At 56.8% G+C, this 15,192-nt stretch carries 13 protein-coding genes and 1 riboswitch; of the genes, 11 read left to right on the forward strand and 2 right to left on the reverse strand.

The genetic code is table 11. The annotated features are described in order from the left end of the window. Positions 1-2 precede the first annotated feature (2 nt). A complete protein-coding gene (locus ACFQDM_RS06425; RefSeq protein WP_377377130.1) occupies positions 3-680 on the reverse strand; it encodes an isochorismatase family protein in 678 nt (225 codons plus the stop codon). A 303-nt stretch (positions 681-983) separates the two neighbouring features. Between ACFQDM_RS06425 and ACFQDM_RS06430 the strand changes: the two genes are divergently transcribed. From ACFQDM_RS06430 to cobD, 11 genes are all read left to right on the forward strand, one after another. Next, positions 984-2,219: an MFS transporter gene (locus tag ACFQDM_RS06430; RefSeq protein ID WP_377376984.1), complete on the forward strand. Its 1,236-nt coding sequence runs from the start codon at positions 984-986 to the stop codon at positions 2,217-2,219. Positions 2,220-2,335: 116 nt separating this feature from the next. After that, complete coding sequence (locus ACFQDM_RS06435; protein ID WP_377376987.1) at positions 2,336-4,051, forward strand: carboxylesterase/lipase family protein; 1,716 nt, start codon at positions 2,336-2,338, stop codon at positions 4,049-4,051. Positions 4,052-4,357: 306 nt separating this feature from the next. Further along, the gene (locus tag ACFQDM_RS06440) at positions 4,358-6,718 is read left to right on the forward strand and encodes a TonB-dependent receptor (protein WP_377376990.1); all 2,361 of its coding nucleotides are present in this window, start codon (positions 4,358-4,360) and stop codon (positions 6,716-6,718) included. A gap of 319 nt (positions 6,719-7,037) precedes the next feature. Next, entirely contained in the window at positions 7,038-8,210 is a 1,173-nt protein-coding gene (locus ACFQDM_RS06445) for a class I SAM-dependent methyltransferase (protein ID WP_377376992.1), read from the forward strand. Continuing rightward, positions 8,210-8,527, forward strand: a complete 318-nt coding sequence (locus ACFQDM_RS06450) for a hypothetical protein (protein ID WP_377376995.1) — start codon at positions 8,210-8,212, stop codon at positions 8,525-8,527. Before ACFQDM_RS06445 ends, ACFQDM_RS06450 begins: the two co-directional genes overlap by 1 nt. An 84-nt stretch (positions 8,528-8,611) precedes the next feature. After that, a riboswitch (cobalamin riboswitch) is annotated at positions 8,612-8,820 on the forward strand. Positions 8,821-8,933: 113 nt separating this feature from the next. Continuing rightward, positions 8,934-9,941 (forward strand): nicotinate-nucleotide--dimethylbenzimidazole phosphoribosyltransferase, encoded by a 1,008-nt coding sequence (gene cobT / locus ACFQDM_RS06455; protein ID WP_377376997.1) that lies wholly within the window; start codon positions 8,934-8,936, stop codon positions 9,939-9,941. Next, a complete protein-coding gene (gene cobS / locus ACFQDM_RS06460; RefSeq protein ID WP_377377000.1) occupies positions 9,941-10,714 on the forward strand; it encodes an adenosylcobinamide-GDP ribazoletransferase in 774 nt (257 codons plus the stop codon). Before cobT ends, cobS begins: the two co-directional genes overlap by 1 nt. Then, positions 10,705-11,244 carry an alpha-ribazole phosphatase gene (gene cobC / locus ACFQDM_RS06465; RefSeq protein WP_377377002.1) on the forward strand — a complete coding sequence of 180 codons (540 nt, stop codon included), beginning with the start codon at positions 10,705-10,707 and terminating at the stop codon, positions 11,242-11,244. The genes cobS and cobC overlap by 10 nt, the downstream gene beginning before the upstream one ends. Continuing rightward, entirely contained in the window at positions 11,241-12,731 is a 1,491-nt protein-coding gene (locus ACFQDM_RS06470) for a cobyric acid synthase (RefSeq protein ID WP_377377005.1), read from the forward strand. Before cobC ends, ACFQDM_RS06470 begins: the two co-directional genes overlap by 4 nt. Then, a complete protein-coding gene (gene cbiB / locus ACFQDM_RS06475) occupies positions 12,725-13,678 on the forward strand; it encodes an adenosylcobinamide-phosphate synthase CbiB (protein WP_377377008.1) in 954 nt (317 codons plus the stop codon). The genes ACFQDM_RS06470 and cbiB overlap by 7 nt, the downstream gene beginning before the upstream one ends. After that, the gene (gene cobD, locus ACFQDM_RS06480) at positions 13,675-14,679 is read left to right on the forward strand and encodes a threonine-phosphate decarboxylase CobD (RefSeq protein ID WP_377377009.1); all 1,005 of its coding nucleotides are present in this window, start codon (positions 13,675-13,677) and stop codon (positions 14,677-14,679) included. The genes cbiB and cobD overlap by 4 nt, the downstream gene beginning before the upstream one ends. Here the strand turns inward: cobD and cobU are convergent. After that, a complete protein-coding gene (cobU, locus tag ACFQDM_RS06485; protein WP_377377011.1) occupies positions 14,663-15,175 on the reverse strand; it encodes a bifunctional adenosylcobinamide kinase/adenosylcobinamide-phosphate guanylyltransferase in 513 nt (170 codons plus the stop codon). The genes cobD and cobU overlap by 17 nt on opposite strands. Positions 15,176-15,192 lie beyond the last annotated feature (17 nt).

The raw sequence follows: 15,192 nt of genomic DNA on the forward strand, positions 1-15,192 counted from the left end.
GCTCATTTCTCGCCCTCATAGGAGTCGAGCCAGGAAATGACGTCAGCAACCTTCACCACGTCTGCATATTTCAGGTGCAGATCGGTCAGGTTCGCGAAATGATAGCTTTCATGCTTGTCGGCGACGCACTCCATCGGAACAATGGTGCGATAGCCCCGAGACAGACTATCCACCGCCGTTGCGCGGATGCAGCCGGATGTCGATCCACCCGTCACGACAACCGTGTCGATCTTGTGCCAGGTCAGGAAGCTCTCAAGCGGTGTTTCGAAGAACGCGGATGGCATACGCTTGGTGTAGACCGCATCAACCGACCGATCGATATTCAGGCGGTCATCAAACTCAGACCGTTCCGAACCGAATTTGATATTCTGCAAGCTGTCTGGTGTGTCCGTGCGTGTACCCCAGACGCCGGCGTCAGCGGCATTGTCCATATACGCGACGTGTGTCCACACAACCGGAAGCCCTTTGGATCGCGCCAGGGCCGAAATCTGGTCGATGTAGAACATCTGCTTTGGATCGGTGACGTAGGAGGTCTTCGGATAAAGGTCCGGACGCGTGTAAGATTTTTGCGGATCAACGTTCACAATCGCGAGGCGCTCTCCGAAACCGAAGGCTGCACGTGTCGGATTGGCATAAACGTCTTCAAAAATCTGTCTGGCGGTTTTGTCCGATGTCACCATTGTCGGCTGGGGATCATTGGAAGTCTGAGTCATGAAATACGTACCTTTTGATATCTGCCAGACATCGACCCGAATACGCTGGTCGATATGAGAAAATCGTGCATCTTCCAGTCCTAGAGCGAAGAAGACGCGTTTCCTCGATAAAAAACAAAGTAATCGGTATGCGATTAAACCCTGAGGGGAGCTTCGCGCAATGCCTCGCCAATGCGCGCGCTATCCGCCCAATGAGAAAGCTTCACAGGCAACTGGACGACTGAAAGGGTCGATGCCTTGCTCTTCACACGGATGAAGAGGGCCCGACATATGACAGGAACAAGCGCCAGTGAATTTCGAAAATCCTGGCTCGCCATTATTGCTTGCGCAGTCGGCGTCGGCGTTGGTCTGACGGGCCTCCCATTCTACACCTTCGGCGTTTTCGTCAATCCGCTCGAGGAAGCCTTCGGATGGAGCCGGTCCGAAATCATGACAGGGCTCCTGATCGTTAATGGTGGCACGGTTTTTCTAAGCCCGCTTCTCGGCGTTCTGATGGACCGATTTGGCGTTCGCGTGATCGCCATTCCGGCTCTGATCGGGCTTGCCGCGGGCTTCTTTGCGCTGTCTTTCAGTGGCCCGGGCATTCTCAGCTTCTATCTTGGCTGGGTGGTTCTGGCGATCCTGGCGAGCGGCACCACACCGCTCAGCTGGACGCGCGCCATCTCCGAGCGATTTGATCAGGCGCGAGGATTGGCATTAGGCCTGACCCTGCTCGGCACTGGCGTTGCCAGCGCGCTTGGCCCGTCTCTCGTACAATATGCGATTTCATCCGGCGGCTGGCAGGCAGGCTATCGCGCGATGGGCCTTTTTGTTCTGATCATCGCACTGCCCCTCGCCCTGATCGGCTTGCGCGGAACGACAAAGCCGAAGACTGAAGAGGCCTCTGGGGAAGCTGCGCCTTTGAAAGAAGGCTTCACCTTTGGAGAGGCAGTCACCAAGCCCGCTTTCTGGCTCATTATTTCCGGCATCTGTTTTGTGATTTTTGCTCAGGCAAGCTCCACGGTTCACTTCATTCCACTCCTCAGAAGCCGTGGCATCAGCGCTGAGACAGCGGCTGGCATTATGGGCGCGCTCGGCATTTCGGTCATTATCGGCCGGATTGTCGTCGGCTATCTTCTGGACAGGTTTCAAGCGCCCAAAGTTGCACGCGTCTTCCTCATGGTGCCTGCGCTCTCGCTCCTCTTGCTTCTGACACGCGACGACCTGGCAAGCGCCTGGCTCGCCGCAATCCTTCTTGGACTGGCAGCTGGCGCTGAAGTCGATCTGCTCGCCTATCTGGTCGGCCGCTATTTCGGCCTGCGAAGCTATGGCCTGATCTACGGCGTCGCCCTGTCCGGATTTGCCGTTGGCGGCGGGTTGGGGCCCATGGTGACCGGCATGATCTATGAGGCAAATAACGGCTATCAGACCGCTCTGATTGGCGGTATTGTCATCTTTGCGATTGGCGCAGGACTGATTGGATGTCTTGGAAAATATCCTGATTTTGCCCGACAGGCGAAAACTTAAAATATTTTAAGCTGATAAGCCGCACGCGCCTTCGTACTCCCCATTCTTTCGATTTGTATCTGCAAAGCCCGATTGACGAGCAGCGGCCAGAAAAACGCACGGAGCACCAGACAGACATGTCCAGTAAAAAAGCCACGACAGACCTGTCAGCACCGTTCAATCCGGGGCGCCGAAGCCTTCTGGCGACAGGACTTGCTGCTCCCGCTATCCTTGCCGGAAGCGCAGCGGCGCAGACCGAAGTACGCGCTCAGCCAAACCCTTCCTGCGATCCGGAAAAACGCACGGTTCAGACCCCAGCAGATCTGGTTGTCGAGACCGTTGCAGGACGCGTAAGAGGTTATGTTTCCTCTGGCATTCTGACCTTCAAGGGCGTCCCCTATGGCGCGCCAACCGGCGGAGAAAACCGCTTTCTGCCGCCAAAGTCGCCAGAGCCATGGAGCGGTGTCAAAGACGCTTTTGCATATGGCCCAACCTGCCCTCAGGAGGCCCCCACAGCTGGCGGCCGCATGGGTTTTCTGCTGGCGCATCAATACGGTTATGAAGCCGAAGATTGCCTGAACCTGAATGTCTGGACCCCGTCAACAGATACAAACAAACGCCCGGTCATGGTGTGGATTCACGGCGGCAACTACACCACCGGTTCCAGCTATGCCATCCGCGCGCAGGACGGCGAAAATCTTGCCCGCCGCGGTGATGTGGTCGTGGTTTCGGTCAATCATCGCCTGAATGTTCATGGCCATCTCGATCTGGGTGCGATTGGCGCTCCGGACGAATATGCAAGTTCCGTGAATGTCGGCATTCTTGACCTGATCAAAGCCCTCGAATGGGTACGCGACAATATTCGTGAATTTGGTGGCGACCCGAATAATGTCACCGTCTTCGGACAATCAGGCGGCGGACTGAAAATCAGTCATCTGAGCGGCGCACCCGCCGCAAAGGGCCTCTTCCATAAGGCAATTGTTCAAAGCGGCTCCCAGGTCGAGCCGTTTGATGAAACGATGACCCGACCGCTTGCCGAATTCCTGCTCGAAGAGCTGTCTCAATCGTCTCTGGATATCAAAGCGCTTCAGGCCGTTCCGCTCAAAGAGCTGCAAGCGGCTGCGCAACGGGCAAACGCCCGCTGGAAAGCACAGGGCAACCCGAACGACATCTGGACACTCGTCGGCTGGGCCCCGCGTCTGGAGGCAAACAGCCTGCCGCATAACCCCTATTCAAAAGAGGCTGCGAGCGTTTCAAAAGACATCGCCCTGATGGCAGGCACGACACTTCATGAATTCAATATGGCGCTTTTCTTCCCGCCTTCGGAAAACATGACGTTCGAGGAACTGCGGACCAATCTCGCCCGCGCTTACTCAGACCCGGATGCCGTGATGGCAAGCGCGCGCGCGGTCTATCCAAACGAAAAGCCCGTCGCACTGGCGGCAATCATTGGCGCAGGCGGCTTCAATCGACAGAACGCGATCGATCAGTGCCGGGCGAAAGCTGCACTTGGCGGCGCACCAGCCTATCTCTATCAATACTGCTGGCAGACACCCGTCCTTGATGGCCTTCCGCGTGCCTATCACTGTTCGGAAATCGCAATGGCCTTCGCCAACGCCACCAAAGAGGCTCAGGCAACCGGCGGTGGACCTGAAGCGTTGAATGTCGAACAACAGGTCAGTGACGCCTGGATCAGTTTCGCCCGAAACGGAAATCCGAACCATGAGGGCCTTCCGAACTGGACACGCGTCTTCCCGGAAAATGCGCCCACAATGATCCTCGATGCCACGTCACGTATCGAAGTGGAGCGCGATGAGCCTATGCTGAGCGTGATCCGAGAGACCAAAATCTAGAATACAACTGTATTTTAGAAATCCGTAAAACGCATGATGAGTGCAAACGTAGTTTTGCACTTTACCCAGGGCTCTGTGAGAAAAAGGTCACAGGTTAGCGCTGAATTCAGAAGAATTCTGTCTATCTGTTTTACGCTTTCACGAATTCTGTTCGGTACACGAACAATTCCCAAGTCCTTGTTCCAGATTTTCTGCTCCGACGATCTCATGCGGACAGGGAAAATCCGTTTCCTTGTTAATCGTGCACGCGGGTTGCACGACGCAAACTACATGGGGTTTTAAGTGGTAAACAAATCAAAATTCCGCATGGTTCGACAGAGTGTAAGCGCAATTGCCCTGGGGACGGCAATCTACGCAACTGGCTCTCTCGCCCACGCACAAGAAGCTGCTGAGCCAGTCGCTGCTGAAGAAGGCGCTCGTCGCATGAACAGCATCGTCGTCACGACGCGCCGCCAGGAAGAGAGCCTGCAAGAGGTTCCGATTTCCATCACGGCGCTCGGCGATGAAGACCTGCTTGAAAAATCAATCGGTGACTTCGACGACGTCGCAGCTTACACGCCAGGCCTGTCTTTCCGTGACTTCGTAACAGGCTTTAACGGCGTTGCGACCATGCGTGGTCTCGCTCAGGCGAACGTTCAGGACGCTGTTGGTAACGTTGGTGTCTTCGTTGACGGCATCTACCTGCAACGTGGTTACATGGTGAACTTCTCGCTCGCTGACATGGAGCGTATCGAGGTCGTCAAAGGTCCACAATCAGCGCTTTATGGCCAGAACACCTTCTCTGGCGCAATCAACGTTGTGACCAAGAAACCAACAAACGAATTTGAAGCTGACGGCTCTGTCACGGTTGGCAACTACAACCGCACAGAAGTCAAACTCGGCGTTGGTGGTCCAATCATTGAAGACAAACTCATGGCGCGCGTTTTCTACGCAAACTCTGAGTATGGCGGTTCGATCGAAAACAACTATCCAGGCATTAACGGCGACGATTTCGACCATTTCGGTGGTTATGACCGTACAGCCTATTCCGGTACTGTTGTCTTCACGCCAACAGACAATCTGACATTCACAGGTTCTTACCAGAAGCTCGAGCGTACAGAAGAGCAGCGCGCGCACTACACAATGAGCGGTGTTGCTGAAGAATGGGCTCTGAACGCTGGCGAAACCAACCAGTTCGGCACAGGCGACTGGTTCGCAGGCACACTGCCAACGAACCCAGGCGAACTGCTGTCTGGTGCAAACCCGGATCGTCCACGCGGTCTGTTCTCTGTGCCTCAGCCAAACCTGATCACAGACTCCGAGATCTACCGTCTTGGTGCGGAATGGGAAATCAACAGCGCGTTCACGCTGAACTACACCTACGGTAACGCCGAAGGTACAGCGCTTGAAAACTTCTGGTTCCCACAGAACAGCTATAACCCACTTGGTGGCCTCGCTGTTTATCAGAACCAGCACGAAGGCGGCACGATCGAGTTCAAGAGCCACGAGCTTCGCCTGAACTATGACGATGGCGGCATCTTCCGTGGTGAAGTCGGCGTTTATCAGTCTGAAGCTGACGACCTGTTCGCATTCGGTCTGAACATTCAGCCTGCAGATGGTGAAGTGAACCGTACGTCGACCAACCCGGTTGATCCGAACGCGATGACGCTGCCATTCCAGCTGCAGAACCGTGTCTTCGAAACTGAAGCTGTCTTTGCTCGCGGTGAGGTCGACTTCCTCGACGGCCAGGCAAGCCTGAGCGTTGAAGGCCGTTACACGGTCACAGACGTCAAAGTTCGTGACCAACTGGCTCGCAACGCTGCTGAAGATGCAGGCCTCGACCCAGACGTCGAAGCTCCGGATCTCACAGACTCCTGGAAAGAGTTCACACCACGCGTGAGCCTGAACTACTTCGTCACACCAGACAGCATGGTCTATGGCTCGATTGCCAAAGGCGTGAAATCAGGTGGCTTCAACGGTTACGTCACAGGTACAGTGCCGCTCACCGAAGACGAGCAGTCTTACGGTCCTGAATCCAACTGGACATATGAGCTCGGTGCGAAGAACGAATTCCTCGACGGCCGCCTCTTCGCGAACGTTGCCGTGTTCTACACGAAATGGGAAAACCAGCAGATCTCTGTTGTTCCTGAGAACTATGACGTGACCATCGGCGACGATGATCAGGCGGTTCCAGGCATCTGGGGTTCGGTTGGCGACTCAACGGCTAAAGGTATCGAGCTTGAAACAAGCTGGGTCCCAACAGACAACTGGAGCTTCTACGGCAACCTGTCTTACACCAAAACCGAATACGGTGACGGTGCGAACAACCCTGCTTATGGTGAAGTTTCCGGCAACGAGATCCCAGGCACACCGCCACTCTCTATCTCTGTTGGTGGTGAATACCGTCAATCGCTCACAGATCTCATCGAAGGCTTCGCGGCTCTCGACGTAAACTATGACAGCGAGATGTACATCACGCCGGACAACACGATCGAAATCGAGCCACGTACGCTCGTCAACGGTCGCTTCGGTATTGAGCGCGGCAATGTGAAGGCGTTCTTCTTCGCGAAGAACCTGTTCGACGAATACTACATCGACAGCTCCTTCCTGATCCCATCTCTGAACACGATCACCCCTTCTTTCGGTGAGCGTCGTACAGTTGGTGTGACGGTGTCCTTCTCTTACTAATCCCGAGCACAGAGCTGGAAAGACTCAGCTTTTCAGCTCTATTCTCCAACTTAACGGCACCGATCCTCATCGGTGCCGTTTTTCTTTGGCTGATGGTCTGTTCGGCTGTCGACGAAAGTGGACATTGTTCCGACATCGATTAAATGAGTTCGTAAGAGTGTGCTGGCGAAACGCCATGCATGCACATTTATTCGCCTAGCGATTATCCCTATTGATTGTGTGGTATTTGGCGTCACGCCAGGCAGAAATACTCACGCGACAGGCAGCATACCTTTCGTTCGAAAAAGACATAAACAAAACGGATGAACCAATGACTTTCATGACGAAAATCGACCGCTCGAGCTCCGGCTCACAAGCGGCGCCTGATTTCTCCCTCAGCCAGCGCGGTCGATCCGGCCTCGAAATCCTGGGCTCGATCCAGAAGTATTCTTCGGGCTATCTGCGCAGCATTGCCTCAGACACATTCCATGCGAACCCGGAAGCCCAGAAGCTTTCTGCAGAGCATGAAGCCGACACAAATCCGGACAAGGCCGACCTGCGCAAGCGTATTGCTGCCGCACGTGAGATCTGCCTGTCAGACAAGGATTACCGTATGGAGCGCTTTCTTCAGCGCTATGTCGCCGAAGAGAATTTCAACCGCGGCATTCCCGCGATCGAAGAGCGTCGCGAAAACTTCGAAGCCTTCATGAACATGAAGGTGGAACCGGTCGAAGGTTCGGAACTGGACGTTTCCAACGAAATCGAACCGCCAAAATATTATGACCGCGTCGAATGGCACCTCGAGCCAGGCGGCTGGGATGGCTATGACCTCTACGGCCCGCTGTTCGCTTTCGGTCTCGGTCCGCTCATCTTCCGCTTCGGTGGCTATGCGGCCGTTGGCTATGGTGACGACATCATCGAGCAACGCGCTTCCGCAATCCGCCAGCTTCCGAAAGAAAGCTATGAGCGCATTTATGAGCCAGGCTGCGGCGGTGTCTCTACCCTCGGCGCGATCAACAAGATATTCCCGGACGCAGAGCTTTATGGTTCCGATCTCTCTCCTCTGCTTTTGAAGAATGGCTATATGCTCGCCAACAAGCAGAAATTCCCGGTTCACCTGAAACTGGAAGACTCGACAGCGACAAGCGAGCCGGATGAGAGCGTCGACGGCGTCATCACCTATGCGCTTCACCACGAGCTGCCACCTAAGGCGAACAAGGAACTCTTCAAGGAGATGTTCCGCATCATGAAGCCAGGCGGCGATATCGTCCTGTCTGACCCGCCACCTTTCCGCGCTGTCAGCCTGTTCCAGGCCGTCCTGCTGGACTGGGATACGGACCACCGCGAAGAGCCATTCTTCTCGACCATTCTGGAATCCAGCCTCGAAGACATGCTTGAAGAAGCCGGTTTTGAGAAGGTTGAAGCCTACGCCATTGGTCAGGGTGGATATCCATACATCACACGTGCTCGCAAACCCGAGACAACAACCGCAGAACAGGGAGTTGCGGCGTAATGGACAGAAATTATCTCGACGAGAAAAGCGTCACTGATCTTGGCCGCATGCTGATGGCTCTCATGTCAGAGGTCTGGATTCTGAAAGATCGCACCATGCTGCTTGAGCACGTTCTCGAAACACGCGGCGGCATTGCGAAGGACGAGCTGGAAAACATGGAAATTCCAGAAGACCTTGCTGCGAAGATCGATGCTGAACGGGACAAGTTTGCAACCCTCGTCCTCAGCGCGCCAATCGCTGGTGAGAAGCGTTCTGTAAAAGACATTCTGGAACGTGCGGGCCTGAAAGACAGCCCGGTCCTCGCCAACGCTGACTAAGCGATCACACGAGCAAACAATATCAAAGGCCGGGATGGTTTCATCCCGGCCTTTTTTTGACTGGACCCGCGAAACCCCAGTCTTTATGGGATGATTCATGATGGTTTTCCCGCAAGGGAAATGAAAACGGGAATGCCGTGATGCTCTTCGAGCAAAGTCGGCAGCTGTGCCCGCAACTGTAACCGATGAGCAAAGCCGCTCATTTGCCACTGGATGTAAGATATCTCATCCGGGAAGGCGCGGCCAAGCGATGAAACGGGAGCCAGGAGACCTGCCATCATACGTCGCCCCTCTTCTCGACCGGGTCACAGTCGAAAGAGCGGAACACCGTAGCGGCGACATCACACTGGACACAGCCGCCTCCTCACAGGGGCGGTTTAACCTATGAGTCAGGGAGACCGCCCCGTTGGCGACACAACTTACGTCGAAAGACATTCAGGCAGCCATTGATATGAAAACAAAGCCGGTCGGCTCGCTTGGCCGGATTGAGAAGCTTGCTGCCCAGATTGCCGGATTTCAGAACACCCTTACACCCAGGCTTGAAACCTGCGGCCTGATCCTGTTTGCAGGAGATCATGGCATCGCACGGGAAGGTGTTTCAAACTATCCGCAGGCCGTGACGCGCCAGATGGTACAGAACTTTCTCACTGGCGGCGCCGCTGCGAATGTCTTTGCGCGAACCAATAACGTTCAGGTGCGTGTTGTTGATACCGGCGTGTATGGCGAACCGATTGAACATCCCGGCCTGATCTCGCGCCGTCTTGGCGACGGCACAGAAAACAGTGCGCAGAAACCAGCCATGAGCAAACCACAGCTCGACATGGCCCTGGCAAGCGGCGCGCAGCTCGCCGGAGACGGCGATTTTGACGCGCTCTGCTTCGGCGAAATGGGCATTGGAAACACCTCAGCAGCCACGCTGATCCTGTCCAAAATCACCGATGAAAGCCTGAAAAGTCTCACGGGACGCGGCACAGGGCTGGATGATGAAGGCCTGCGTCGCAAACTCTCTATTCTGGAGCGCGCCGCCAGACGAACACCGGACCGGCTCAGCGTGGAAGACGCGCTTCTGGAGTATGGCGGGTTCGAAATCGCGACAATGGCCGGCGCCATGATCGGTGCGGCCAAAAAGGGCCGGATGGTCCTCGTGGATGGCTTTATCGCAACCTGCGCAGCCTATTGTGCGCAGCGCATGGATGTCTCATCGCGCGACGCCATGATCTTCACCCATGTCTCCAATGAGGCCGGCCACCGGCTCGTCTGCAAGACCATGTATGTCGAGCCCCTGCTGGATCTCGGCCTGCGACTGGGTGAAGGCACAGGCGCATTGCTGGCATGGCCCATCGTCAAGTCTGCTGCAGCCATGTTGCGAGATATGGCAAGCTTCAGCGATGCCGGCGTCAGCGGACCTGCCTGATGCGCCAGATCCGCGAAGAATGGCTTCGCTTTCTTCTGGCACTGCAATTTCTGACCCGGCTGCCGATCGCTCTGAAAGACGATGAGTTTTCACCGGAGCGCCTGGAAAGCTCCACCCGGTATTATCCGCTTGTGGGTTTGCTGATCGGAAGCGTCGCGGCTCTTGCCTATTACCTCTGCGCACTGGCGCTTCCCGCGCCTCTGCCTATACTGATCTCAACCGCTGCGAGCCTGCTTCTGACCGGTGCCTTTCATGAAGACGGACTGGCTGACACCTTTGACGGCATTGGTGGCGGGCTCACACGAGAGGCCGCTCTCAATATCATGAAAGATAGCCGCATCGGCACGTATGGAACAGCAGCGCTTGTGACCATTCTGCTGATCAAGGTTTTCACACTGTCCGCGCTGTCGCTTCCGCTCGCCATCGGCGCGCTCATTGCGGGCCATGGCCTCAGCCGCGTATCCGCTGTGATGGTCATGGTCACAAGCCGGTATGTCCGCTTTGAGGGCAAAGCCAAACCGGTCGCTTCAGATGTTGGCACCAAGGGACTTGTCTTCCTCGCTGCTTTTACGGCGCTCATTCTGATCGGACTGGGCCTTACCGGCTGGTCACTCCCCTTGCTGGCCTGTGCTTTGGTCGGCCTGATCGCAGGACATGTGCTGATACGTTTGTTCTATGAGCGCAAGCTTGGCGGCTATACAGGCGATGCACTCGGCGCGACCCAGCAAATCAGCGAGATTGGCTTTTATCTGGGGGCGCTCGCATGGCTTTGATCCTGTTACGTCATACACAGCCCGACATTGCAGAAGGCATCTGTTACGGGCAGTCCGACCTGCCACTTGCGTCAGACTTCGAAGCGCAGCTTCAGCGTCTTTACGAAACGCTGCCAGGCTTTTCACGGCTCTATACCAGCCCGCTTCAGCGCTGCCATATCCTCGCAGCGCATCTGTCGTCTGCGCGGGGCATACCGGTTTTTGTCGACCCCAGACTGATGGAAATGAATTTTGGCAACTGGGAAAACCAGGCCTGGAACGACATTTCCCGTCCCGAACTGGACGCATGGGCCGATGACTTCCATCACGCCAGACCCCATGGGGGTGAATCCGTGGCGAATCTCTCAACACGCGTCCGCAGCTTTCTTGCTGACTTGCCGGATCTCAGCGAAGACACGCTGATTGTCTGCCATGCCGGGATTATCCGCGCCTTGCTCGCAGAGATCAACGCCGAGAATGCCTGGCAGTACAAGCTCAATTTCGGCGACTGGATTACGCTCGATGAACATGAACTGAGCGCTCTGAGATGACCGGTCGCGCCATCATGTTGCAGGGAACCGGTTCGGATGTCGGCAAATCCCTTATCGTCGCCGGGCTGTGCCGCCTCGCAAGTCGGTGCGGTCTACGTGTTGCGCCTTTCAAACCACAGAATATGTCGAACAATGCTGCCGCCTGCTCTGATGGCGGCGAGATTGGCCGGGCACAGGCACTTCAGGCGCTTGCCTGCGGACTGGAACCTCGCACGGACTTCAATCCTGTCCTCCTGAAACCGGAGACGGACCGGCGCTCCCAGCTCGTCGTTCATGGGCGAGCTGTCGGCGCACAGGAAGCATCGCTCTATATGACCGAACGCCACAAGCTCCTTGGCCGCGTGCTGGAAAGTTTTGACCGTCTCACGGCAGACTATGACCTTGTGATCGTCGAAGGGGCTGGCAGCCCTGCAGAGACAAATCTGCGGGCACGCGACATCGCCAATATGGGCTTTGCCCGCGCCGCCGGTGTCCCTGTCTGCCTGATCGGCGATATTGATCGCGGCGGCGTCATTGCCGCGCTGGTTGGCACCAGGACCGTCATCGAGGCAGCCGATGCTGCAATGATCCGTGCCTTCCTCATCAACAAGTTTCGCGGTGATCCGAGCCTGTTTGAGGATGGTGTCAAAACCATTGAAGCAGAAACCGGCTGGCCTTCGCTCGGCATTATCCCCTGGCTGAGCGCCGCAAGCCGTCTGCCTGCAGAGGACGCCGTCTCCCTCGAACGGCCACAGGCCCGTACAAGCGGCACGCTGAAGATCGCAGCGCCCATGCTGTCACGAATTGCCAATTTCGACGACGCCGACCCGTTGCGCACCGAGCCGGGTGTTCAGTTTGATTTCATTCCACCCGGTCAGGCCATTCCGCGCGACACCGACATCATCATGCTGTTTGGCACTAAATCCACGCTGGGCGATCTGGACTTCCTGCGCACACAGGGCTGGGACCATGATATCCTTGCACATGCCCGAACCGGCGGACGCGTGTTTGGCATTTGCGGCGGGTATCAGATGCTTGGCCAATGGGTGCATGACCCGGACGGAGTAGATGGGCCAGCCGGAAGCGCACCCGGCCTTGGACTTCTCAACCTGGAGACCCGCATGACCGGCGATAAGCGTGTACGCCCAGTCACCGCTTACGAAGCGGGGAGCGGCGACCCGCTCACGGGCTATGAGATCCATACCGGACGGACAACCGGACCAGACACAGCACGCCCCTTTCTCACTCTGCCGGATGGACCAGACGGCGCGGTGTCCGCCGATGGGCGACTTGCCGGGTGTTATGTCCATGGTCTGTTTGCCAATGACGATTTCCGCCAGCGCTGGCTGAAACAACATGGCGCAAACGAGCTCGCAGACCAGAGCTATGGCGAAGCTGTAGAAGCCGCACTCGATACACTGGCGGATGGCATTGACGCTCATATCGATTTCGAACGCTTCCTCGCGCTTGCTGAAACGCCCGGCTGGACGCCTAACGCATCTTGTTGAGCGCACCCCTCATGCTGACGGCCTTCGGCCTCGAAGCTGCGCTTGGCTGGCCCGACTGGCTCTATCGCCGGATCGCTCACCCCGTTGTCTGGCTGGGAGCCTTGATCTCAGCCCTCGAAACGCGTCTCAATCGAACGGGCTTCAGTCATCATCAGAGATATCTCTTTGGCGCCCTGACAAGCCTGATCGCGATTAGTGTTGCGCTGAGTTTCGGGCTCGCCATTTCCATTCTGTTGCCAGACAAGCTCTGGGCGTTGGGGCTCGAAGCGTTGATCGCATCCAGCCTGATCGCATCGCGCAGTCTTTATTCCCATGTTTCCGCCATTGCAGCTCCGCTTATCCTTAGAGATCTCCATGCCGCACGCCATGCCGTTTCGATGATTGTCGGACGCGATCCGTCTCAACTCGATGAAGCCGGCATTGCGCGGGCCAGTCTGGAAAGCCTGGCGGAAAATGCGTCGGACGGTGTCATCGCTCCGCTCTTCTGGGGTGTCTGTTTCGGCCTTCCGGGCATAGCAGCTTATAAGGCGATCAACACGCTGGACTCCATGATCGGACATCGATCTGACCGCTATCAGGCATTCGGAGGGTTTGCTGCGCGTCTGGATGATCTTGCCAATCTGATCCCGGCCAGACTGACCGGCATTCTGTTTGCCGCAGCCTCTCTCAAGCGATCCGCCTTCACAATGATGTTTCGCGATGCCCGCAAGCATCGCTCTCCCAATGCCGGCTGGCCGGAAGCCGCCATGGCCGGCGCGCTGGGCGTTCGCTTGTCGGGCCCCCGCCAATATGAAAACCATCAGGCTGACGAGCCCTGGCTGAATGGCTCTGCCCCTGATCCACATGGTACAACAATCAGGGATGGACTATCGCTCTATCTGAAAGCCATGAGCCTTGCTGGGCTGTTGATGGCCGTGATCGCCCTGCCCCAAATGGTGACTGCATGATCAATGATCCCATTCATGGCGGCGCGCTCGACCAGATCAGGCACCGCTTCCCGCAAGCGCCCTCACCCTGGCTGGACCTGTCGACGGGGATTAATCCCTGGCCTTATCCGCACACAGAATGGCCCGCAGCAGCGCTTACGCATTTACCCACAGCCACCATGACAGAGGCCTGCCGATCCGCCATGGCGGACGCCTGGCAATGCGACCCGTCCTGCGTTTTGCCGGTACCGGGCAGTGAACTTGCGATCAGGCTGCTCCCTCAGCTCCTGAACATTGGCACAATTGCCGTGCCGCACCCCATTTATGGAGACCATCTGAGCGTTTGGCGGGACGCTGGGCGCAAGGTCATTCCCATGACGGATCCGAGCCAGATCCCTTCAGATGCGCAGGCACTGGTGCTCTGCAATCCGAACAATCCGGATGGACGGCTCTGGTCATTCAACACCCTGAAGGCCTTCCATGGCGAGATGCTCCGGCGAGGCGGCTGGCTCATTCTGGATGAAGCCTATGGTGAGCTTTTAAACGGTGACGGAATAACGCCCGACGCTGGCGCTGATGGCCTCATCATCCTGCGTTCGTTTGGAAAATTCTACGGTCTGGCAGGCTTGCGGCTTGGCGCCCTGCTTGGTCCGCAATCTATTCTGAAACCAGCGAAACAGGCGCTGGGGGTATGGCCAATCTCCGGCCCGGCCCTGACCATTGGAACGCGCGCCTATCAGGACAAAGACTGGCAGGACGCAACGCGCATGCGTCTGGCGACGGCGCGCCAAGCACTTGATGCGGCACTCGCCGCGCTGGGCCTCGCCACCATCACCGGCACGGACCTCTTCCGCTATGTCCATATCGAGAGCGCCCATCAGGTCTGGGAAAAGCTGTGTGCTCAAGGGGTGTATGTCCGACGGTTTGCAGATCAGCCCGACCATCTTCGCATCGGTCTGCCAGAGACTGAGCGCGACCAGGACAGGCTGGTCGGAGCTTTGAAACTCAGCCTTTCAGCGTAAGCGGCAGACCTGCTGCAACAAATTCGACCCGATCGGCAATCCCGGCAACCTGCTGGTTCAGTCGTCCCTGAAGATCACGAAATTCGCGCCCGAGCGGTGTTTCCGGCACCAGCCCCAGCCCGACCTCGTTCGTGACCAGTATGATATCCGTGCGCGCGGCCTGAAGCGTCTTCAGAAGCGCATCGGTTGCAGAATCCAGGTCGACCTCATGATACATCAGGTTCGACAACCAGACGGTCAGACAGTCGACCAGAATGACCCGCCCGATGTCTTCAGCTTTGGTCAGGGCATTTGCCAGATCAACCGGCGCTTCGATGGCATGGGTCCATTCCTCTCCGCGATCGGCCTGATGCTGAGCGATCCGCGCTGTCATCTCGTCGTCCATTGCTTCAGCCGTTGCGATGAACACACGCGGGCCGACATGCGCTTCGGCGAGCGATTGTGCGCGGCGGCTCTTGCCTGACCGCGCACCACCAAGAATGAGAGAAACTGTCATAGCGACGTGTTATAGCG

The organism is Ponticaulis profundi, assembly GCF_042659465.1.
Taxonomy (GTDB): Bacteria; Pseudomonadota; Alphaproteobacteria; order Caulobacterales; family Hyphomonadaceae; genus Ponticaulis; species Ponticaulis profundi.